The organism is Ornithinimicrobium sp. F0845, from assembly GCF_023015765.1.
Taxonomy (GTDB): Bacteria; Actinomycetota; Actinomycetes; order Actinomycetales; family Dermatophilaceae; genus Ornithinicoccus.
This window is the reverse complement of record NZ_JALKAL010000001.1, coordinates 325,389-344,852: the sequence shown is the minus strand read 5'-3', so window position 1 is coordinate 344,852 and position 19,464 is coordinate 325,389. Positions and strand designations below refer to the sequence as shown.

General features: G+C 72.6%; 17 protein-coding genes and 1 tRNA gene. 10 read left to right on the top strand and 8 right to left on the bottom strand.

From position 1 onward, the window contains the following. Nucleotides 1–145: 145 nt before the first annotated feature. The 5 genes from MWU75_RS01555 to MWU75_RS01535 all read left to right on the top strand — a co-directional run bounded on the left by MWU75_RS01555 (nt 146) and on the right by MWU75_RS01535 (nt 4,825). Complete coding sequence (locus tag MWU75_RS01555; RefSeq protein WP_247088114.1) at nt 146–823, top strand: uracil-DNA glycosylase; 678 nt, start codon at nt 146–148, stop codon at nt 821–823. Nucleotides 824–888: 65 nt separating this feature from the next. Then, on the top strand, nt 889–2,607 hold the full coding sequence (locus tag MWU75_RS01550; RefSeq protein ID WP_247087767.1) for a carbon starvation protein A: 1,719 nt from the start codon (nt 889–891) through the stop codon (nt 2,605–2,607). 19 nt (nt 2,608–2,626) lie between these two features. Next, a complete protein-coding gene (locus MWU75_RS01545; RefSeq protein WP_247087765.1) occupies nt 2,627–2,902 on the top strand; it encodes a cory-CC-star protein in 276 nt (91 codons plus the stop codon). A gap of 8 nt (nt 2,903–2,910) precedes the next feature. Next, the gene (locus MWU75_RS01540) at nt 2,911–3,948 is read left to right on the top strand and encodes an ArsA family ATPase (RefSeq protein WP_247087763.1); all 1,038 of its coding nucleotides are present in this window, start codon (nt 2,911–2,913) and stop codon (nt 3,946–3,948) included. A gap of 4 nt (nt 3,949–3,952) precedes the next feature. Beyond that, nucleotides 3,953–4,825, top strand: coding sequence for an SGNH/GDSL hydrolase family protein (locus MWU75_RS01535; RefSeq protein ID WP_247087761.1), 873 nt, complete (start codon nt 3,953–3,955; stop codon nt 4,823–4,825). A 104-nt stretch (nt 4,826–4,929) separates the two neighbouring features. Here the strand turns inward: MWU75_RS01535 and MWU75_RS01530 are convergent, their stop codons facing one another. The 4 genes from MWU75_RS01530 to MWU75_RS01515 are packed head-to-tail and all read right to left on the bottom strand — an operon-like array spanning nt 4,930 to nt 8,106. Continuing rightward, nucleotides 4,930–6,069, bottom strand: a complete 1,140-nt coding sequence (locus tag MWU75_RS01530; protein ID WP_247087759.1) for an ABC transporter ATP-binding protein — start codon at nt 6,067–6,069, stop codon at nt 4,930–4,932. Then, nucleotides 6,045–6,854, bottom strand: a complete 810-nt coding sequence (locus MWU75_RS01525) for an ABC transporter permease (protein WP_247087757.1) — start codon at nt 6,852–6,854, stop codon at nt 6,045–6,047. The genes MWU75_RS01530 and MWU75_RS01525 overlap by 25 nt, the downstream gene beginning before the upstream one ends. Beyond that, a complete protein-coding gene (gene modA, locus MWU75_RS01520; protein ID WP_247087755.1) occupies nt 6,841–7,674 on the bottom strand; it encodes a molybdate ABC transporter substrate-binding protein in 834 nt (277 codons plus the stop codon). The genes MWU75_RS01525 and modA overlap by 14 nt, the downstream gene beginning before the upstream one ends. Nucleotides 7,675–7,710: 36 nt before the next feature. Further along, the gene (locus MWU75_RS01515; RefSeq protein WP_247087753.1) at nt 7,711–8,106 is read right to left on the bottom strand and encodes a TOBE domain-containing protein; all 396 of its coding nucleotides are present in this window, start codon (nt 8,104–8,106) and stop codon (nt 7,711–7,713) included. 69 nt (nt 8,107–8,175) lie between these two features. Here MWU75_RS01515 and MWU75_RS01510 point away from each other — a divergent pair, with 69 nt between their 5' ends. The 3 genes from MWU75_RS01510 to MWU75_RS20160 all read left to right on the top strand — a co-directional run bounded on the left by MWU75_RS01510 (nt 8,176) and on the right by MWU75_RS20160 (nt 11,996). Continuing rightward, complete coding sequence (locus tag MWU75_RS01510; protein WP_247087751.1) at nt 8,176–9,318, top strand: acyl-CoA dehydrogenase family protein; 1,143 nt, start codon at nt 8,176–8,178, stop codon at nt 9,316–9,318. Nucleotides 9,319–9,386: 68 nt separating this feature from the next. Further along, nucleotides 9,387–10,151, top strand: coding sequence for an SDR family NAD(P)-dependent oxidoreductase (locus MWU75_RS01505; protein WP_247087749.1), 765 nt, complete (start codon nt 9,387–9,389; stop codon nt 10,149–10,151). 45 nt (nt 10,152–10,196) lie between these two features. Next, entirely contained in the window at nt 10,197–11,996 is a 1,800-nt protein-coding gene (locus MWU75_RS20160; RefSeq protein WP_247087747.1) for an FUSC family protein, read from the top strand. A 15-nt stretch (nt 11,997–12,011) separates the two neighbouring features. On the opposite strand, the gene MWU75_RS01495 is transcribed toward MWU75_RS20160, so the two are convergent. Continuing rightward, nucleotides 12,012–12,087: transfer RNA gene (locus MWU75_RS01495), tRNA-Thr, on the bottom strand. A 120-nt stretch (nt 12,088–12,207) separates the two neighbouring features. Next, nucleotides 12,208–14,112, bottom strand: a complete 1,905-nt coding sequence (locus MWU75_RS01490) for a serine/threonine-protein kinase (protein ID WP_247087745.1) — start codon at nt 14,110–14,112, stop codon at nt 12,208–12,210. Nucleotides 14,113–14,273: 161 nt separating this feature from the next. Here MWU75_RS01490 and MWU75_RS01485 point away from each other — a divergent pair, with 161 nt between their 5' ends. Both MWU75_RS01485 and otsB read left to right on the top strand, forming a co-directional pair. Next, a complete protein-coding gene (locus tag MWU75_RS01485; protein WP_247087743.1) occupies nt 14,274–15,719 on the top strand; it encodes a trehalose-6-phosphate synthase in 1,446 nt (481 codons plus the stop codon). After that, nucleotides 15,716–16,507 (top strand): trehalose-phosphatase, encoded by a 792-nt coding sequence (gene otsB / locus MWU75_RS01480; protein WP_247087741.1) that lies wholly within the window; start codon nt 15,716–15,718, stop codon nt 16,505–16,507. Before MWU75_RS01485 ends, otsB begins: the two co-directional genes overlap by 4 nt. Nucleotides 16,508–16,516: 9 nt before the next feature. Here the strand turns inward: otsB and MWU75_RS01475 are convergent, their stop codons facing one another. Both MWU75_RS01475 and MWU75_RS01470 read right to left on the bottom strand, forming a co-directional pair. Further along, nucleotides 16,517–17,524 carry a LacI family DNA-binding transcriptional regulator gene (locus tag MWU75_RS01475; protein ID WP_247087739.1) on the bottom strand — a complete coding sequence of 336 codons (1,008 nt, stop codon included), beginning with the start codon at nt 17,522–17,524 and terminating at the stop codon, nt 16,517–16,519. Beyond that, complete coding sequence (locus MWU75_RS01470; protein WP_247087737.1) at nt 17,521–19,461, bottom strand: glycoside hydrolase family 13 protein; 1,941 nt, start codon at nt 19,459–19,461, stop codon at nt 17,521–17,523. Before MWU75_RS01470 ends, MWU75_RS01475 begins: the two co-directional genes overlap by 4 nt. Between the last annotated feature and the right edge of the window lie 3 nt (nt 19,462–19,464).

Here is a 19,464-nt window from a genome sequence, read left to right as displayed (position 1 = left end):
CCTCGAGATCCCGTCGGGCAGCCCACCCGACGGCTTGGCGCCTACTGTACGACGCGAATGACATGCTTGTCATTCCGACGTGCCGCACGGGCGGTCACCTGGCCACCTCAGGCGGCTCACGGCATACTCTGTCGTCGTGAGCACCCTGCCCACCGCATCCCTGGTCGACCTCGTGCACCCCTCGTGGGCCCGTGCCCTGGCCCCGGCCACCGAAGTGGTGCGCGACCTGGGCCGTTTCCTGCGGGAGGAGGTGGCGGCGGGGCGCGGCTACCTCCCCGCGGGCGAGCACATCCTGCGCGCCTTCCAGCAACCGCTGGACCAGGTGCGCGTGCTGATCGTCGGCCAGGACCCTTATCCCACCCCGGGCCACGCGGTCGGGCTGTCCTTCTCGGTGGCACCGGACGTGCGCCCGATCCCGCGGAGCCTGCAGAACATCTACACCGAGCTGGGCACCGACCTCGGCCTGCCGACCCCTTCCACCGGCGACCTGTCGCCGTGGGCCGAGCACGGCGTGCTCCTGCTCAACAGGGTGCTCACCGTGCGACCCGGAGCACCCGCGAGTCACCGGGGCAAGGGCTGGGAGCAGCTCACCGACCTGGCCATCGCGGCGCTCGCCGGACGTGGCGGGCCGCTCGTGGCGATCCTCTGGGGGCGTGACGCACGGTTCCTGGCCCCGGCCCTGGGCGACGTGCCCACGATCCAGAGCGCCCACCCCTCGCCACTGTCCGCGCGCGGAGGATTCTTCGGTTCGCGACCGTTCAGCCGGGCCAACAAACTGCTCGTCGCCCAGGGAGGCCAGCTGGTGGACTGGTCCCTGCCCTGATCCGGTGGCGCCGACAGCCGCGACTAGGGTGAGCACATACCGACCCCCGAACCAGCAGAGGCGCCATGAACTCCTTGACTCTTGCCCTCATCGGCGTGGGCATGATCCTGGCCGGCTACTTCCTCTACTCGAAGTATCTGGCCCGACGCATCTACGCCCTCGACGACTCCCGAACCACCCCGGCCCACCAGTTCGAGGACGGCGTCGACTACGTCCCCACCAACAAGTACGTCCTCTGGGGCCACCACTTCACGTCCGTGGCCGGCGCCGCCCCCATCGTCGGTCCGGCCGTGGCCGTCATCTGGGGCTGGCTACCCGCGTTCCTCTGGGTGACGCTCGGCACCGTCTTCTTCGCCGGCATGCACGACATGGGCGCGCTGTGGGCCTCGGCCCGCAACCGCGGCCAGTCGATCGGTGCCCTGTCGGGACGCTACATCGGTGCGCGCGGTCGCAACCTGTTCCTGGTCGTCATATTCCTCCTGCTTCTGATGGTCAACGCGGCCTTCGCGGTCGTCATCGCCAACCTGCTGATCTCCACGCCGACCGCGGTGATCCCGACCTGGGGTGCGCTCATCGTCGCCTTCCTCGTCGGCCACGCCATCTACCGCTACAAGTGGAACCTGATCACCGTCTCGATCGTCGGCGTGGTGGCGCTGTACGCCCTGATCGTGGTGGGCGACAACGTGCCGCTGGCCCTGCCGGACGAGGTCATGGGCCTGCCCGCCAACGCGGTCTGGATCATCATCCTGTTCGTCTACGCCGGCATCGCCTCGATGCTGCCGGTCTGGATGCTCCTGCAGCCGCGTGACTACATCAACGGGCTGCAGCTGTTCATCGCCCTGGGCATCCTCTACGGCTCGGTCCTGATCGCACGCCCGGAGATCGTGGCGCCGGTGTACAACCAGAACGTGCCCGAGGGCACGCCGAGCATCGTGCCGCTGCTGTTCGTGACCATCGCCTGTGGCGCCATCTCCGGCTTCCACGGCATGGTCAGCTCCGGCACCAGCTCCAAGCAGCTGGCGAAGGAGAGCGACGCCCGGTTCGTGGGCTACTTCGGTGCGGTCGGCGAGGGCCTGCTGGCCCTGGGCGCAATCATCGCCACGACGGCGGGCTTCCGGACCCTGGCCGACTGGGAGAACGTCTACCAGGCCTTCAACGACGGCGGCGTCGCAGCCTTCGTGAATGGTGGTGGAGCGATCATCGAGTCCGGGCTGGGCCTGCCGCAGTCCCTGTCGGCGACGATCATGGCCACCACGGCGATCCTGTTCGCCGCGACCACCATGGACACCGGCGTGCGACTACAGCGCTTCGTCGTCCAGGAGATCGGTGACATCGCCGGCGTCACCCTGAAGAAGAACCTCGCGACCGTGATCGCGGTCGGTGTCGGTCTCGCGCTCACCTTCGGCGCGGGCGCGGACGGGTCCGGCGGCATGCTGATCTGGCCGCTGTTCGGCACGACCAACCAGCTGATGGCGGCACTGACCCTCTCGATCATCGCGATCATGCTGCTGCGCCGCGGCCGCACGCCGCTGCCGGCCCTGATCCCGCTGGTGTTCGTCGGGCTGGTGACCGTCTACGCACTGTTCGTCCAGCTGGGAACCTTCTACTCGGAGCAGAACTGGCTGCTGCTGATCATGGACGTCGTCATCCTGATCGCCGCCCTGTGGGTCATCGTCGAGGCCTTCGCCGCGATGAAGACCGCACGCAACTACGAGGGCGACGACGACGCCGAGCTGGCCCAGGAGGCCGTCGAGATCGCGTCCGGTCGCTCCGCGCAGGACTGACCCGGGTAGCCTCCCCCTGATGGAGGAGTCCGACCAGCCCCGCAGCCGCCTGTCCCAGGTGGCTGCGGGGCTGCGTGACTTCTACAGCGGTCCCTACCGCCGCACGTTCGCACGGGCGCAGCAGGACGAGGACGACCTGTTCCTGGTGATCGTCATGGCGGAGGCGCTCGGCGTGCCCAACCCGGTGAGCTACTACACCGTCGAGCTGCTCCCTGTCGTCTACGACCAGTTCCACGACTGGCACCGGCGGATGGGCCTGGACCGCTCTCCCCTGGACCACTTCTCCTGCTGCTGAGGATCCACATGACGCTCTCCGATCTCGCCGGCCGGCGGGACGTCCTCTTCGTCGGCGGCAAGGGCGGCGTCGGCAAGACCGCGATCGCCTCCGCCCTGGCGCTCGCCCAGGCCCGCGTCGGCCGGCCCACGCTCGTGGTCTCCACCGACCCCGCGCACAACCTCGGGCACCTGTGGCAGCGTGCGGTCGGCGACTCCCCCGTCGAGCTCGCCCCTCTGCTGCGCGGCCTCGAGATCGACCCGTCACGCACCACCGACGAGCACCTGCGGGCGGTCCGCGCGACCCTGCGGCGCCTGATGGCCGACCACCTCCAGGGCGAGGTCGACAAGCACCTCGACCTGGCCCGCGACGCGCCCGGCACGCACGAGGCCGCGGTCCTGGAGAGGATCGCCGAGGTCGTCGAGCAGCGCCGTCCTGACGAGCTCGTCATCTTCGACACCGCGCCCAGCGGGCACACCACCCGACTCATCGCCCTACCGGAGCTGATGCAGGCCTGGACGGAGGGACTGCTGCGCCGCCAGGACCGGTCCGCCCGGTTCGGGGCGGCGCTGCGCGGCCTCGAGGGAGCCGACTACGACGCCGCCGAGGTGATCGGGTCCCGACGTCTGCCGGACTCCGGCACCTCGATCGGTCCGCGCCGCACCCAGGACCGTCGCGCCCGCCGTGATGCGGAGATCCGGTCGGTGCTCGACCGCCGTCAGCAGCGCTTCCGCCACCTGCGGGAGGTGCTCACCGACCGCACCAGCACGGCCTTCGTGATCGTGACCGCCGCCGAGCGGCTGCCCGTCCTGGAGTCGGTCGAGCTGCACGAACAGCTCACCCGCTCAGGGATGGACGTCGCCGCCCTGGTGATCAACAAGCGATCGCCTGCCGACGCCGGCGACCTGCTCGCCTCCCGCCGTCTCCTCGAGGAGGAGTATGTCGCCGAGCTGGCCCGGTCACTGCCTCACCTGCCCGCGGTGCAGGTGCCGCTGATGGCCGGCGAGGTGCTCGGCGAGGAGGGCCTCGGGCGCCTGCTCGGCCACCTGCGTGACACGGCAGGATAGGGCCATGGCAGGGAGCAACCGCACCGGCAGCATCCGACCCGAGCCGCGCGCGTGGAGCCGCTACGTCGCGCTGGGCGACTCCATGACCGAGGGTCTGGGCGACCCCGGCCCCGAGGGTGGACTCATCGGCTGGGCCGACCGGCTCGCCGCACTGCTGTCGGCACACTCGCCCGACTTCGCCTACGCCAACCTCGCGATCCGCGGTCGCCGGATGGGCGACATCGCAGGCCGGCAGATCGACGTCGGCCTGGAGCTGCAACCCGACCTGGTCAGCATCATCGGCGGCGGCAACGACATCCTGCGCCCCGGCGCCGACCCCGACGCGCTCGCCGCCCAGCTCGAGGAGGCCATCGCGCGGATCCGGGCCACCGGGGCGGATGTGCTGATGGCCACACCTACTGACCCGGCTGGAGCCCCCGTCGTGGAGCGCACCCGCCCCAAGGTCGCGGTCTACCTGGCGCACCTGTGGTCGATCGCCGAGCGCCAGGGTGCCTACCTGATGAACCAGTGGGCCCTCACCTTCCTCCAGGACTGGCGGATGTGGGAGCCGGACCGCATCCACATGAGCGCCGAGGGACACCGGCGGGTCGCTCTGGCGGCCTACGAGACGCTCGGGCACACCGCCGCCGAGGCGGACTGGCGGATCCCCCTCCCGCCCCAGCCGCGGCCGGGGCGCCTGGAGTCGCTGCGCGAGAACGCGGTCTGGGCCAGGGAGTATGCCGCGCCCTGGGTCGGTCGGCGCCTGCGCGGCACCTCCTCCGGTGACCACATCGACCCCAAGCGGCCGGACCTGACGCCGCTTCAGCCACCGGAGTCTGCGACGACGCCAGCCGAGCACCCGCACACAGGCGATGCGAGCCCCCACGACCAGCCCTGAGCCCAGGGACGGGAACTCGTGGGTCGACCGACTGCACCAGGACGACACCCGGCCTCCCCACGAGGGTGACCGGCCTAGGCGGCGCTGCCAGGCGTGCTGGCGGGCTACGCCGGGTAGACGTGGGTGTCGGTCGCCTTGAACGAGAGCCACACGGGGGCGCCCACGGCCAGGTCCAGCTCGGCCACCGCGGAGGGGGTCACGTCGGCAAGCACCGCCGGGTGACCGGGGGCCGCCACCTGCGCCCGGACCGTGTGCGCGTGCTGCTCCAGCCCAGCGATCGTGCCCTGCCAGACGTTGCGCGCCGACCCCTCGGGATGCCGCCGGTGAAGGGTGACCGAGGTCGGCGGGAAGGCGACGAGCACGGGCCCGTCCACCGGATCGGCGACGTGCAGCACCCCGCCGGCCTCCAACGCGACCATCGGTCCCGTGCCCGCACCCCGGAGCAGGTTCAGACCCACCAGTCGCGCGACATAGTCGGTCCGTGGTGCCCGGGCCACCTCCGCAGGGAGCCCGTCCTGAACGACCCGCCCCTGCTCGAGCACGATGATGCGGTCGGCGATCACCATCGCGTCGAGGGGGTCATGGGTGACCAGCACGGCGCTGCCGCCGAACTCCCGCAGGTGCCGCGCCAGGTCGGCCCGCACCTCGAGCCGGGTCGCGGCGTCCAGCGCGGCCAACGGCTCGTCCAGCAGCAGCAGACCGGGCTCGGTCGCCAGGGCGCGCGCGAGCGCGACGCGCTGCGCCTGCCCCCCGGAGAGTTGACGCGGCCTGGAGTCGGCGTGCTCCAGGACCCCGACCCGCTCCAGCCATCTCGTCGCCGTGGCCCGCGCCGCGCCGCGCCCCGCCCCGCGCGCCCGGAGCCCGAACGCGACGTTGTCGAGGGCGGACAGGTGCGGGAAGAGCAGGTAGTCCTGGAAGACCATCCCCACGTGCCGCTGCTCCGCGGGGACGAACCTCCGGTGCGCCGGGTCGTCCAGGACCCGACCGGCCAGCCCGATCGACCCGTCCGTCAGCCGGAGCAGCCCCGCGAGCGCGTGCAGCACGGTGGTCTTGCCGGCGCCATTGGGGCCGAGCAGCGCGACGACCTGGCCCTGGGGCACCTCCAGGTCGACGTCCACGTGGAACTCGCCCCGGGAGATCCGGAGCTGAGCCGCGACGCCGCCCCCTGCTGCGGCGTCGCGGCGGTCCCGGGGCTGGGTCGGCGCGCTGCCGGACGCGGTCACGAGGACGCTCCGGACACCCACCGGCCGCGCAGGCTGACCAGCACCGCGACCGAGACGAGGAGCAGCACCAGGGACAGCACGATGGCCGCCTCCGGGTCGGTCTCCAGCGTCAGGTAGACCGCGAGCGGCATGGTGCGCGTGACGCCGGGGAAGTTGCCGGCGAAGGTGATGGTGGCCCCGAACTCGCCCAGCGCCCGCGCGAAGCACAGGACGGCACCGGCCGAGATGCCCGGCGCGACGAGCGGCAGGGTGACCCGCCGGAAGGTGAGCCAGCGGCCGGCACCGAGGGTGGCTGCCGCGTCCTCGTAGCGCCGGTCGGCCCCGCGCAGCGCCCCCTCGACCGCGATCACCAGGAACGGCATGGCCACGAAGGCCTGGGCGATCACCACCGCGGTCGTGGTGAACGGCAGGCTGATGCCGAACCAGTCGTCGAGGTGCTGCCCGATCAGGCCGCGCCGGCCCAGCAGGAGCAGCAGCGCGACACCGCCGACGACGGGCGGCAGCACCAGAGGCAGGGTGATCAGGGCCCGGAGCAGACGCAGGCCCGGGAACTCCGCCCGGGCCATCACCCAGGCCAGCGGCACCCCGAGCACCAGGCACACCGCGGTCGCGATCACACCGGTCACCAGGGACAGGCGCAGCGCCTCGAGCACGGCGGGTTGGGTCAGGTGGGTGCCCAGGTCGGCCCAGGGGGTGCGGACCAACAGCCCAACGAGGGGCAGCAGCAGGAAGGCCAGCGCGAGGCCGGCCGGGATCAGGAGGACCGGTGGGATGCCGCTGCCGCGGCGCTGCTCACGGGAGGTCAAAGCCGGCCGCTCCCAGCGCCTCGCGCCCGGCGTCACCGAGCACGAAGTCGATGAAGGCCTGCGCGCCGTCGGCGTTGGGCGCCTCAGCGAGCGCGACGAGGGGGTAGTCGTTGACCGCCCCGTCGGACTCGGGGAACTCGATGCCCTCGACGCTGTCACCCGCAACCATGACGTCGGTCCGGTAGACCAGCGCCGCGTCGACCTCACCGAGCTCGACCTTGGTCAGCGTCGCCCGCACGTCCTGCTCGTAGGTGTCGGGAGCGGGCGTGAGACCGGCCGCCTCGAAGACTCTGACCGAGGCCGCACCACACGGCACCTCCTCCGCGCACAGCGCGATGATCAGGTCCTCGTCGGTGAAGTCCTCCAGACCGCTCACCCCGGCCGGGTTGCCGGCGGGCACCGCGATCTCGAGCCGGTTGCGGACGAAGACGGTCGGCTCCCCCTCGGCGAGCCCCTCGTCGGTGACCTGCGCCATCGTCGCCGGTGAGGCTGCGGCGAAGACGTCCACGGGCGCACCGCCGATGATCTGCTGCGCCAGCGTCGAGCTGCCCGCGAAGTTGAAGGTCACGGTCGTGCCCGGATGCGCGGCCTCGAACTGCTCCCCCAGCTCGGTGAAGGTGTCGGTCAGGGACGCGGCCGCGAAGACCGCGATGTCGCCGGTCACCTCGCTCGCCCCGCCACCAGCGGCCGTCGCCTCGTCGGTCTCCTGGTCGTCAGCCTCGTCGCTCCCGCAGGCGGTCAGCGTCAGGAGGAGTATGGCGGCACCCGCGACGGCGATCCGGCTGCGGCTGGCGAGGGACGGGGGTTTGCTGATCGACATGTGGACTCCGTGGGCGGGTGACGATGTGGGAGGTGGTCAGTGGTCCGGAGGCAGGGCGACGACGACCTGGGTGGCCTTGATGGAGGCGACCGCGACGACCCCGGGCTCCAGCCCGAGCTCGTCGACGGCCTCGGAGCTCATCAGCGACACGACCCGGAAGGGCCCGCACTGCAGGTCGACCTGGGCCATGACCGTGTCCCGGGTGACCCGGGTGATGATCCCGCGCAGCTGGTTGCGGGCCGAGGAGCGCAGGCCGCCGTCCTCCTCCCCCGCGAGCTCCTGGGCCAGGGCGGCCAGGTCCCGGCCCTCGATCGTCATCCGGCCGGTCTCGGGGCGTGTCGCCGACAGGCGCTCCTGGTCGATCCACCGGCGCACCGTGTCGTCGCTCACCCCGAGAAGTGAGGCGGCCTCGCTGATCCGTAGTTGCGGCATACTGCGCATCATAGGCCCGAACCTGCGGACTTGGCGAGCACCCCGTGGTCCACGGGTAGTCTTCGGCCCATGCCAGTGTCGCGCGTGCTGCCCACCGAGGAGTCCACCGAGCTCATCGCCCTCGTCCGTGAGATCGCCCGGGACCAGCTGCTGCCACAGGTCGACGAGGCCGAGGCCGCCGCCCGCCTCCCGCGTGAGGTGTTCACCGTGCTGGGCCGGGCCGGGCTGCTCTCCCTGCCGTATGCCGAGGAGCTGGGTGGCGGGGGTCAGCCCTACGAGGTCTATCTCCAGGTGGTCGAGGAGATCGCCCAGGCCTGGATGTCGGTCGCGGTCGGCGTCTCGGTCCACTCCCTGACCGCCTTCCCGGTGGCCACCTTCGGAACCCCTGAGCAGAAGAACACCCTGCTGACCGAGATGCTCTCGGGCGAGCAGCTCGGGGCCTACTGCCTCTCCGAGCCGCACGCCGGCTCCGACGTCGCCGCGATCCGCACCCGGGCCACCAAGGTCGACGGGGGCTATGAGATCACCGGCGGGAAGGCCTGGATCAGCCACGCGGGGCACGCCGACTACTACACCTCGTTCGTGCGCACCTCTGACGAGGGCGGGCGCGGCCTGAGCTGCTTCATCGTCCCCGCCGACGCGCAGGGCCTGACCTTCGCCGAGCCCGAGCGCAAGATGGGGCTGGACTCCGACACGGTCGGCGAGGTGCTCTTCGACAAGGTCTTCGTCGCGGACGACCGGCTGATCGGCGAGCCGGGACAGGGCATGTCGATCGCCCTCGCCGCGCTCGAGGCCGGCCGGCTCGGCATCGCGGCCGCCGCCACCGGCCTGGCCCAGCGGGCACTCGACGAGGCCGTGGCCTACGCCAAGGAGCGCGAGCAGTTCGGCCGGCCCATCGCCGACAACCAGGGCCTGGCCTTCCTGCTGGCCGACATGGCCGCGGCGGTCGGCAGCGCCCGGGCGACCTACCTGCACGCCGCTCGGCTCAAGGACGCCGGCCTGCCGCACAGCCAGGAGGCGTCGGTGGCCAAGCTGGTCGCCACCGACGCGGCGATGAAGGTCACCACGGACGCCGTGCAGGTGCTGGGCGGCTACGGCTACACCAAGGACTTCCCGGTCGAGCGCTTCATGCGCGAGGCCAAGGTCACCCAGATCTTCGAGGGCACCAACCAGATCCAGCGGTTGGTCATCTCCCGCCAGCTGCTGCGCTGAGCCAGTCGCGCGGCCCACACCCACCCGGCCCCACGTCATACCGTCCACAGAACCGTCAGGAGAGTCCCGTGCAGATCACCCCGAACACCGTCGCCCTGGTCACCGGCGGCGCCAGCGGCCTCGGGGAGGCCACCGCCCGCCGCCTGCTCGCCGACGGCGCCGCTGTCGTGCTCATGGACCTGCCGGGCGGACGCGGAGAGGAGCTGGCCGCCGAGCTCGGTGACCGGGTGCGCTTCGCCCCTGCGGACGTGCGCGACGAGGACCAGGTCCGCGCTGCGATCGGTGTCGCGACCGAGCTCGGTGAGCTGCGCATCGTGGTCAACTGTGCCGGGGTGGCGACCCCTGGACGGATCCTGTCCCGGCGGGGCGTGCACGACCTCGAGGCCTACCGCACGGTGGTCGAGATCAACCTGATCGGCACCTTCAACGTGCTGCGTCTCTCCGCCGAGGCGATGGCCGGAAACGAGCCCGTGGACGCCGACCGCGGTGTCGTGGTCATGACCGCCTCGGTGGCGGCCTTCGACGGTCAGGTCGGTCAGGCTGCCTACGCCTCGTCCAAGGGCGGGGTCGTCGGTCTGACGATCACCGCCGCACGCGACCTGGCCGACAAGGGCATCCGCGTGATGACGATCGCCCCCGGCATCTTCGAGACGCCCATGATGGCCGGGCTGGGTGAGGAGGTGCGGGCCTCGCTCGAGGCGCTCGTCCCCCACCCGGCGCGGCTCGGCAGGCCGCAGGAGTATGCCGCGCTCGTCGCCCACATCGTCGAGAACCCCCTGCTCAACGGCGAGGTGATCCGCCTCGACGGCGCCCTGCGGATGCCGCCGCGCTGAGGGGCCGGTAGGCAGCGCCGTGCACGCCGCTGGGCCGAGCCGGCCGTGAGCTACCCGCAGCGGGCCGTCCGCGGCATGGGGCGCCGGGCGGTCCGTGGCGCGAGCCACCTGGCCACGGCCGCGTCCACGCCCTTCCGCGGGCTGCGCTGGGAGCTCCGTCCGCCGACCCGGTGGCCGGTCGCGCTGCGCGCGGCGCTGGCCATCGCCATCCCGCTCACCATCGCCACGCTCCTCGGGCACCAGTCCTGGGGTCTGCTCTGCGGCACCGGGACGTTCACCGTGCTCTACGGCGCCGGGCGCCCGCTGCGCAGCCGGATCCGGCTCCTGGTCCTGGTGGCACTCGGCCTGGTCGCCGGGATGGCGCTGGGCGTGCTGGTCTCCGGCAACCTGCTGCTCTCCATCACGGTCACGGCACTCGTCGGCGCGGGGGCGACCTTCCTCGCGCAGGCGCTGCGGGTCGGGCCGCCGGGCGCGTTCTTCTTCGTGCTGGTCGTCGGCATCGGCGGCTATCTCCCGACCCACGACATCGACCCCCTCGCCCTGGTGCTCGCCACCACCACCGGGGCGGCCGTCGCGATCCCGATCGCGATGTTCGACCTGATCCTGGACCGGTTCGGACCCGAGCGCGCTGCGGTCGCGGCCGCACAGCACGCGGTGGACCGTTTCGTGGCGACCACCCCGGGTGACCCGCAGGCGGAGGACCTGAGCACCGCCGCCACCAACGCCATCCACGACGCGTGGACCACCTTGTGGGACGGCGGGGAGCCCCTGGTCGCGAGTGCGACGGTCGAGGACTCCCCCGAGAGCACCGGCGACACCACCCGCGCGGAGCTGGCCACCGACCTCATCGTGATCCAGCAGCAGTACTCCCAGCGCCTCCTGCCCACGCAACAGGCCAACCCCGACCTCGGCGGGGAGCCGACGGCGGCTCCGCTGGGCCGGCCCCCGCTCCGCCGGATGATCGCTCGCGCGCTCCGCTGGCCGACCAGCGCCCTGCAGGCCGCCCTCCGGGTCGCCGCGGGCATCGCCGCGGCAGGGGTCGTGGCAGGGATCCTGGTCGGCAGCGGGCACATGTACTGGGCGATGGCGGCCGCGGCACTGGTGCTCCACACGGGGATGGACCGCCGGGCCACGGCGATCCGGTCGGTCGAGCGGCTCGGCGGCACCGCCGTCGGCATCGGTCTGTTCCTGCTGGGCGGCTTTGCCGACAGCGGGATGTGGGCCGTCGTGGTGACGATCGTGATCCTGCAGGGTCTCGTCGAGCTGTGCATCGTGCGCAACTACACGGTCGCGGTCCTGTTCATGACTCCCCTCGCCCTGACCATCGGCACGGCGGGGTCGGGCCAGTCCGCCACGGTCATCGCCCAGGACCGGCTGCTGGATACCGCCATCGGCGTGGCCTGCGGCGTCGTGGTGCCGTGGCTGGTCGGCTGGCGGTCCGGCCGGCGGATGGTCGCGGCGCACCTGTCCCGCGCGATCAGCTCGGCCGCCAGGGTGACCGGTCTGCTGGCGCGGGGCCAGCACCAGGACCCGCCCGGGCTGGTCGCCCAGCGCGAGCTGGCGCTCGACCTGCAGGAGCTCTCGGCCATCGCGGGCCGGGCGATCCGGGACGAGCCGGACCGGATCGCGGACCTGGTGCCGGTGCGCGACGCCACGGCCTGGCTCGGCTTCACCGTCCTGGCCACGGCCTCGCAGGGCTTCCCCGGCGAGGCGATGGAGCGGGTGGCCCAGGCACAGGCCCCGGCACGCGAGCTCGCGGCCCGGATCGCGCGCCTGGACATCCCCGACGCCCAGGAGATCCGCGCGGTGCGGGCCATGGTCGGCAAGCGCCCCCCGCTCGGCTGACCGACCGGGAGTGCCTGGAGCCCCCGACAGGAGTCGAACCCGCGACCGTCCGCTTACAAGGCGGATGCTCTACCAACTGAGCTACAGGGGCGTGCCGCCGGAGCACCGGCGACGGCGCCGACCGCAGCGGCCGACACCGACGACGATGCTACCTGCCCCATGCGCTGGGACGTGCACCCCGGAACGCGCTGGAGGGCTCGCTCGAGGCCGGTCAGGGGCGGAGCATCTGCGGGATCAGGTCCGTGAAGGGTGCGGTGTCCCACGTGGTGGGCCACCAGGAGACGCCGGTGCCGTCCATGAGGGCGAGGACGAGGAGGGCCACACCGCCCGCGAGGAGCACCGCGACGACCACCTGCGTGAGCAGCTGGGTCGGCAGCATGGCCCGGACCATGGTGCGGGACCCGCGTCGCAGCGACAGCCCGCCGGGGCCCCACCACGCCATGAGGACCCCCAGCAGGGTGCCGACCGCCGTCGGGAGCGGATGCTCGACGCCGACCTGCAGCAGGCCCGACTCGGTGAGGACACCGGCGGTGATCACGCTGGCGGCGAACGCAAACGCGAGCGGCAGCAGCAGGGCCAGCCCCGTCGACAGCGCGGCCACGAACAGGTGCCAGGGGCTGGTGAGCACGGTGACCGGCACGTCGGAGCGCCGTGGACCGGCCTCGTGCCGGCGCAGGACGAGCGAGGTCATGGCGTGGTCCACGGTGCGGGCGGACACCGACCAGAGGACCAGGATCCCCCAAGCCACGAGCGGCACGACCGCCGCTGTCCCGACCAGCGCGACGAGTCCGGCGGCGAGCGTGCCGGTGCGCAGCGGGCGCCCGATGCGGGGGTCCGGTCCGCGCATCGGCTGTCCGAACCGCTGCTGGTCTACCGCGGGCGGACCGTATGGCGAGGTGCTGGGTGACGATGGTCCAGCGGCCTGCGCCGGTGGGTACCCTACGCCCTGCTGCGGGCGCGGGTAGCTGCCCTGCGGCGCCGGGTGTGCCGCACCCTGAGGAGGTGGATAGGTGGCACGCTGCCGCGGTCCCTGGGGCGCGGCATACTGCGTCCCTGCCGGGTGCTGCGCCTGAGGCTGCTGCACCGGGGCGACGCGGGTCCGCGGGGTGGGGTCCACGGGCTGCACCCGGGTCTGTTCCTGCTGCGGGGTGCGGGTGGTCTCCGGTGCGGAGACGGTGGTGCCCCGCGCCGCGACGGTTGCGTCCGGCCCCCGGTCCGTCCCGGGGCTGGGCAGGTGGACGGTGAGCGCCTCGGTGACCGGCTTGTGCTCGGCATACAGCTCCAGTGCCCGCATCACCTCGTCGCTGTGCGGGCGACGCGTCGGCTCGGGGTCCAGGGCCGCGGCGAGCAGGGGGCGCAGGGCCGGGTCGACGTCGTCCAGCTGGGTGCGACCGCGCACCACGCGGTCCAGGACCACGCTCATCGGCCCGCTGCCGAAGGGCGGGGTGCCGGAGGCTGCGAACGCCAGCGTCGCCGCCCAGCCCCACCAGTCGGTGGCCTCGGTCACGGCGCCGCCCTCGACGACCTCCGGGGACAGGTAGCCCGGTGTCCCCATCACCAGGCCGGTCATGGTCAGGCGCACGTCGTCGGCCACCTGGGCGATGCCGAAGTCGATCACGACCGGGTCCGCCCCGACCATCAGGACGTTGCCCGGCTTGAGGTCGCGGTGCACGATGCCGACGCGGTGGATGGCCGTCAGCGCCTCGGACAGGCCCCGACCGAGGTCGACGAGCGCCTGCCCGGTGACCGGCCCCTGCGTGCTGACCACGTGGTCCAGCGGCGGCCCGGGGACGAACTCGGTGACGATATAGGGGGCCGGTCCCTCGGTGTCGGCGTCGAGGACCGCCGCAACGCGGGGGCTACTGACCCGGGACAGCGTGGCGACCTCGCGGGACAGGCGGGTCCGCGCGTGCGGGTCGTGGGCGATGTGCGGGCGCAGCACCTTGATCGCCACGTCGCGGCTGCCGTCGACGGGTGCACCGTCGACGCGGGCCCGGTAGACCACGCCCATGCCGCCCTCGCCGAGGCGCGTGCCCAGCGTGTAACGCCCGAGACGCCGGGGCGATGACCCGGCTCGCTCGGGCGGCCCCGCGGGGGGCGTGGACTCGGCACTCATAGTCTCCACCGTATTGCGTCTCCTCGTGTCGACACGGCATGCTGCGTCCGTTCGCTGGACGTTCAGCACCGGACTAGGCTCAAGGTCGGCAACGATCCGCGTGCTCAGTTGGTTTCCTCGCCGACAGCCGCGCACGCGACCCCAGAGGCTCAGGAGTGGTTTTGGCTTCCGCACGACGCACCTTCGACTTCGTGGTGGCCGCCAACCGGCTACCGGTCGACCGGGTCGTCGACGACGACGGGACCACCCGCTGGCAGGCGAGCCCCGGCGGCCTGGTGACCGCGATGGACTCGGTCATGCAGGGCCGGCGTGCGGCGTGGGTGGGCTGGGCCGGAGTGCCGGACGAGGACGTGAGGCCCTTCGACCGGGACGGGGTCCGGCTGCACCCGGTCGTGCTCACAGCGGAGGAGATCCAGGACTACTACGAGGGCTTCAGCAACGAGACGCTGTGGCCGCTCTACCACGACGTGATCGTGCCCCCGCGCTACCGGCGGCGATGGTGGGCCGCCTACCGGGAGGTCAACGCGCGGTTCGCCGAGTGCGTCGCCCAGGTGGCTGCGCGCGGTGCCGTCGTCTGGATCCACGACTACCAGCTGCAACTGGTGCCGAGCATGCTGCGGGAGCTGCGGCCCGATCTGCGGATCGGCTGGTTCAACCACATCCCCTTCCCCCCGGTGGAGCTGTTCGGTCAGCTCCCGTGGCGCGACTCCGTCCTGCGCGGGCTCCTCGGGGCCGACTTCCTGGGGTTCCAGCGCCGCAACGACGCCGCCAACTTCGCGCGCGCCTGCCAGCAGCTGCTGGGTGCGCACACCTCCGGTGACGTCGTCTCCTGGGTCGGCGACGAGGACGAACCCGGGTCGGGCGAGCGGCGGGTCCGGATGGCCGCCGTGCCGATCTCGATCGACTTCACCACCGTGGACGAGCTGGCCCGGACGCCGGGGGTGCGGCGTCGCGCCCAGGAGATCCGGGCCTCCCTGGGCAACCCGCGGACCGTGCTGCTGGGGATCGACCGGCTGGACTACACCAAGGGCATCCGGCACCGGCTGAGGGCGATCTCGGAGATGTTCGCGGACGGCGACATCGCCACGCCCGAGGTGACGCTGCTGCAGGTCGCCACCCCGAGCCGCGAGCGGGTCAGCGCCTACCGGGAGCTGCGCAGCCAGGTCGACGGACAGGTCGGCCGGATCAACGGTGACCACTCCACGATCGGCGCGTCGGCGGTGCACTACCTGCACCACTCCTACCCCAAGGAGGAGATGGCTGCGCTCTTCCTCGCGGCCGACGTGCTGCTGGTGACCCCGCTGCGGGACGGGATGAACCTGGTGGCCAAGGAGTATGTCGCCAGCCGCTGGGACGGTGGCGGTGCCCTGGTGCTCAGCGAGTTCACCGGGGCCGCCCACGAGCTCACCCAGGCCTTCCAGTGCAACCCGCACGACATCGTCGGGCTCAAGCAGACCATTGTGGCGGCCATGAGCGAGGACGCCGCCTCGCGGCGCAAGCGGATGCTGGGCATGCGTCGCCGCGTCCGGACCCACGACGTGCACGCCTGGGCCAGGCGCTATCTGGCAGCCCTCGAGGCGGCCCCGGACAAGCCGGACCGCGGGTGACCGGCGTGCGGCACCGGGCGACCACCCCCGCCGGAGCCCTCACCGACGCGCTCCGCCGGTTCGCGGTCCTCCCGCGGGTCCTGGTCGCCGTGGACTTCGACGGCACTCTCGCCCCCCTCGTCGACGACCCGATGAGTGCTCGCGCGCTGCCCGGGGCGCTGGAGCTGCTGGACCGGCTGGCCGAGCTCCCGGACACCTGGGTGGCGATCGTCTCCGGACGCGCCCTGGCCGCGCTGCGCGAGCTGACCGGAGCAGCTGAGCCGCTCCTGCTCGTCGGGAGCCACGGCGTCGAGACCTCCTACCACGACCAGGCGCCGGCGATGGACGACGCCGAGGCAATCCGGTATGCCGCACTCGAGGCGGATCTGAACGCCCTGCTGCGTGCGCACCCCCTGGCGCGGCTCGAGCGCAAACCCCACTCCCTGGTGCTGCACACCCGCGGGATCCCCCCGCAGGAGGCCGCGGCCACGCTGGCCGAGGGTCGGGCGCTGGCCCAGGGCCGGGACCTGCAGCTGACGCCCGGCAAGGACGTGCTGGAGCTGGCCACCCGCCACGTCGGGAAGGGCACGGCCCTGCTGGACCTGGCGCAGGCCCGTGGCGTGGACAAGGTGCTCTACATCGGCGACGACGTCACCGACGAGCAGGCCTTCGCCGCACTGGGGCCCGACCACCTGACGGTCCGGGTCGGCCCCGGCGAGACCGTCGCGCAGCACCGGGTGCGCGACGAGACCTACGTCGTCACGCTCCTGCGCGGCCTGCTCCTGCTGCGCGGCCAGCGACTGCCCTGAGATGCTCGGTCAGCCCCGGTCGGGTGCCGCGCCGGTGGAGGCCCGGAGGATGAGGTCCGGCGCGAAGAGATACTCCCGGTGCACGACGTGCTCGCCCTGGATCTCCTCCAGGATCGCGGTGACGGCGGCCTCGCTCATCGACTCGACGTCCTGGCGCACCGTGGTCAGCGGCGGGTCGGTGAAGCCGATCATCTGGGAGTCGTCCGACCCGATGACGGAGACGTCCTCGGGCACCCGCAACCCCGCCTGACGGGCGGCGCGGACCACGCCGAGCGCCATGATGTCGGACCCGCAGACGACCGCGGTCACCCCGAGCTCGAGCAGTCTGCGCCCGGCGGCGACACCGCCCTCGACGGTGAACAGCGTCGTCTGGACGAAGTGCTCGGCATCGGGGAGCAGCTCGTCCATCGCGAGCTCGTAACCCTCGATCTTGCGCTGCACCGGGATATACCGCGCCGGGCCGGTCGCCAGCCCGATGCGCGTGTGGCCGAGCTCGCGCAGGTGCCGCACCGCCAGGTGCACCCCGGCGATGTCGTCGCTGGAGATGAAGGTGGCCTCGACCCCCTCACGCCAGCCGTTGACCAGGGTGATCGGTAGTCCGCGCTCGCGCAGGGCGGTGTACCGCGTGATGTCGGCCTTGGTGTCGGCGTGGTAGCCGCTGATGAAGACGATGCTGGCGACCCCGCGGTCCAGCAGCATCCGGACGTAGTCGTCCTCGTGGATGCCGCCGGGCACCTGGGTGCACAGCACCGGGGTGTAGTTGGCGGCGGCCAGGCGGGTCTCCATGGCCTGCGCGAACGCCGGGAAGATCGGGTTGGTGAGCTCGGGCACGACGAGACCGACCAGTCCGGCGCTGTTGCGCCGCAGCTTGCTCGGCCGTTCGTAGCCCAGCACGTCCAGCGCCGTCAGCACGGCCTGGCGGGTGTTGGCCGCGACCCCCGGCCGGTCGTTGAGCACCCGGCTGACGGTGGCCTCGCTGACTCCCGCGTGCTGCGCCAGGTCAGCGAGCCTGCTCACGACGCCACCTCCCAGCCGGGGGCCTGCGTCGGCCAGGTCCAGATCCGCACGAGCGGCCCTGTCGCGTCCAGGACGAGGTCACCGTCGGCGTCGGTCCCCACCGCCGGGCCGTATGCCGAGGAGCCGGCAGGTGCGCCCGGCACCTGCCCCGAGGGCAGGGTGATCGGGTCGTGAGCGGACCGGGCCACGTGCACGAGGGCGGTCTGCTCGGGGTGCTCGCGCAGGAAGACCAGCGCGTCCTGCTCCGCGTGGACCCAGCGCATACCCCCGGCGGCGAGGGCCGGGCTGGTGCGTCGGGCACCGATCAGCACGGCATACTCCCGCCGGAGCTGCTCGTCCCACCGGTCCGGGTCGGCAGGTTCCCCGTCCGGGCCGTCCGGGGCCGCGTCCCACGGCATCGGTCGGCGCCCGGCCTCGCCGAAGTCACCCTGCATCCCGATCTCGTCGCCGTAGCAGATCATCGGGATGCCCGGGGCGGTCAGCAGCAGTCCCGCGGCCACCAGGGTGAGGGCGCGGTCGCGACCGACGAGGGTGGCCACGCGGCTCGTGTCGTGCGAGCCGACCAGGGTGAAGGAGTGCACCAGGCTGCGCCAGGGGACGATCGCGGAGAACTCCCGCATCGTCTCCGCCACGAGCCCGCCGCCGAGCCGAGGGAGCCGGGCCGGCGACCCGAGGAACTTCGGGGTGAAGCCGTCGTCACGCAGCCACGTCCACACGGGCTTGGTGAACCCGGAGTAGTTCATCACCCCGTGCCACCCGTCGCCGACGGCGTCGGCGCTGTGGTCGTGCACGTGCTCGGCCACCAGCAGCGGCTCAGCCCCGTGCGCGGCGGCCTCCTCGTCGACCACGGCGCGCACGGCCCTGGCCACCTCGTGGGCGATGTCGGTCTGGGCGTAGCGGCCGGTCATGTTGGCGACATCCACCCGCCACGCGTCGAGCCCGGCGCCGGGTCGTAGCCAGCGGCGGATGACGGAGTCCGGGCCGTCGATGAACGCGGTGCGGAGCCCGGCGTCGGTGTGGTCCAGCTTGGGCAGGGAGGGCACGCCCAGCCAGGTCACCCACTCGCCCGGGGTCCCGTCGGGACGGGTCTGGCGGACGTACCACCCGCCATACTGCCCGGAGGGGTCGGCGTCGGCGGCGACGAACCACTCGTGCGCGTCCCCGGTGTGGTTGGTCGTGATGTCACCCATCACCCGCAGGCCGCGGGCGTGCGCAGCCGCCTGCAGGCGGGCCATCGACTCCGGGTCCCCCAGGATCGGGTCGACCTCCTCGAACGTCGAGGCGTCGTAGCGGTGGTTGGACCTGGCCGGAAAGAACGGGGTGAGGTAGACGACGCTCACCCCGAGCTCGACGAGGTGGTCGAGGTGGTCGATGATGCCCTGGATCGTGCCGCCGAAGACCTGCTGGCTGCCGTGCCGCGTCTCGTCGACCGGGTCGTTCCAGTGCGCCGGGGCCGCCCACGGCGGCAGGTCCTGGCGGGGGCCGCCCGGGTCGCCGGCGGGCTCGACAGCGGCGTCTCGGGCGAAGCGGTCCGGGAAGATCTGGTAGACCACGGCGCCGGTGGCCCAGGCGGGGGGCGCGGAGTAGGTGACGATGCGGAAGTCGGCGGCATCCGGCACGTCCCGCGGGTGCACGCCGGTGCCGTTGAGCCAGCGGTAGCCGCCCGTCGCCGCCGCGCCGCCCTCGAGCAGGAAGCGGTAGTTCGTGACCGGGTTGTGCAGGACCAGCTCGGCCTGCCACCACGTCTCCGCCCCGTCGGTGTGCACGCGGCGAGCGGTCGTGAACTCCTGCTCACCGTCCGGAGTGGTGCGCACGTGCACGGCCGTGACCCCCGCGCTCTCCGGGGTGCGGACCCGGACGGAGACGGCGTCGCCGAGCCGGGGCGCGACCGCCGAGACGTAGAGCGGTGACCCGTCGTGGTGGGGTTGGGTCAGCATGCG

Bases quoted from the DNA above. Each gene is read 5' to 3' on its own strand.
- modA (WP_247087755.1), bottom strand. From the start codon at position 7,674: ATGTCGATCAGCAAACCCCCGTCCCTCGCCAGCCGCAGCCGGATCGCC.
- MWU75_RS01490 (WP_247087745.1), bottom strand. From the start codon at position 14,112: ATGAGTGCCGAGTCCACGCCCCCCGCGGGGCCGCCCGAGCGAGCCGGG.
- MWU75_RS01545 (WP_247087765.1), top strand. From the start codon at position 2,627: ATGGAGGAGTCCGACCAGCCCCGCAGCCGCCTGTCCCAGGTGGCTGCG.
- MWU75_RS01535 (WP_247087761.1), top strand. From the start codon at position 3,953: ATGGCAGGGAGCAACCGCACCGGCAGCATCCGACCCGAGCCGCGCGCG.
- MWU75_RS01515 (WP_247087753.1), bottom strand. From the start codon at position 8,106: ATGCCGCAACTACGGATCAGCGAGGCCGCCTCACTTCTCGGGGTGAGC.
- MWU75_RS01510 (WP_247087751.1), top strand. From the start codon at position 8,176: ATGCCAGTGTCGCGCGTGCTGCCCACCGAGGAGTCCACCGAGCTCATC.
- MWU75_RS01550 (WP_247087767.1), top strand. From the start codon at position 889: ATGAACTCCTTGACTCTTGCCCTCATCGGCGTGGGCATGATCCTGGCC.
- MWU75_RS01470 (WP_247087737.1), bottom strand. From the start codon at position 19,461: ATGCTGACCCAACCCCACCACGACGGGTCACCGCTCTACGTCTCGGCG.
- MWU75_RS01540 (WP_247087763.1), top strand. From the start codon at position 2,911: ATGACGCTCTCCGATCTCGCCGGCCGGCGGGACGTCCTCTTCGTCGGC.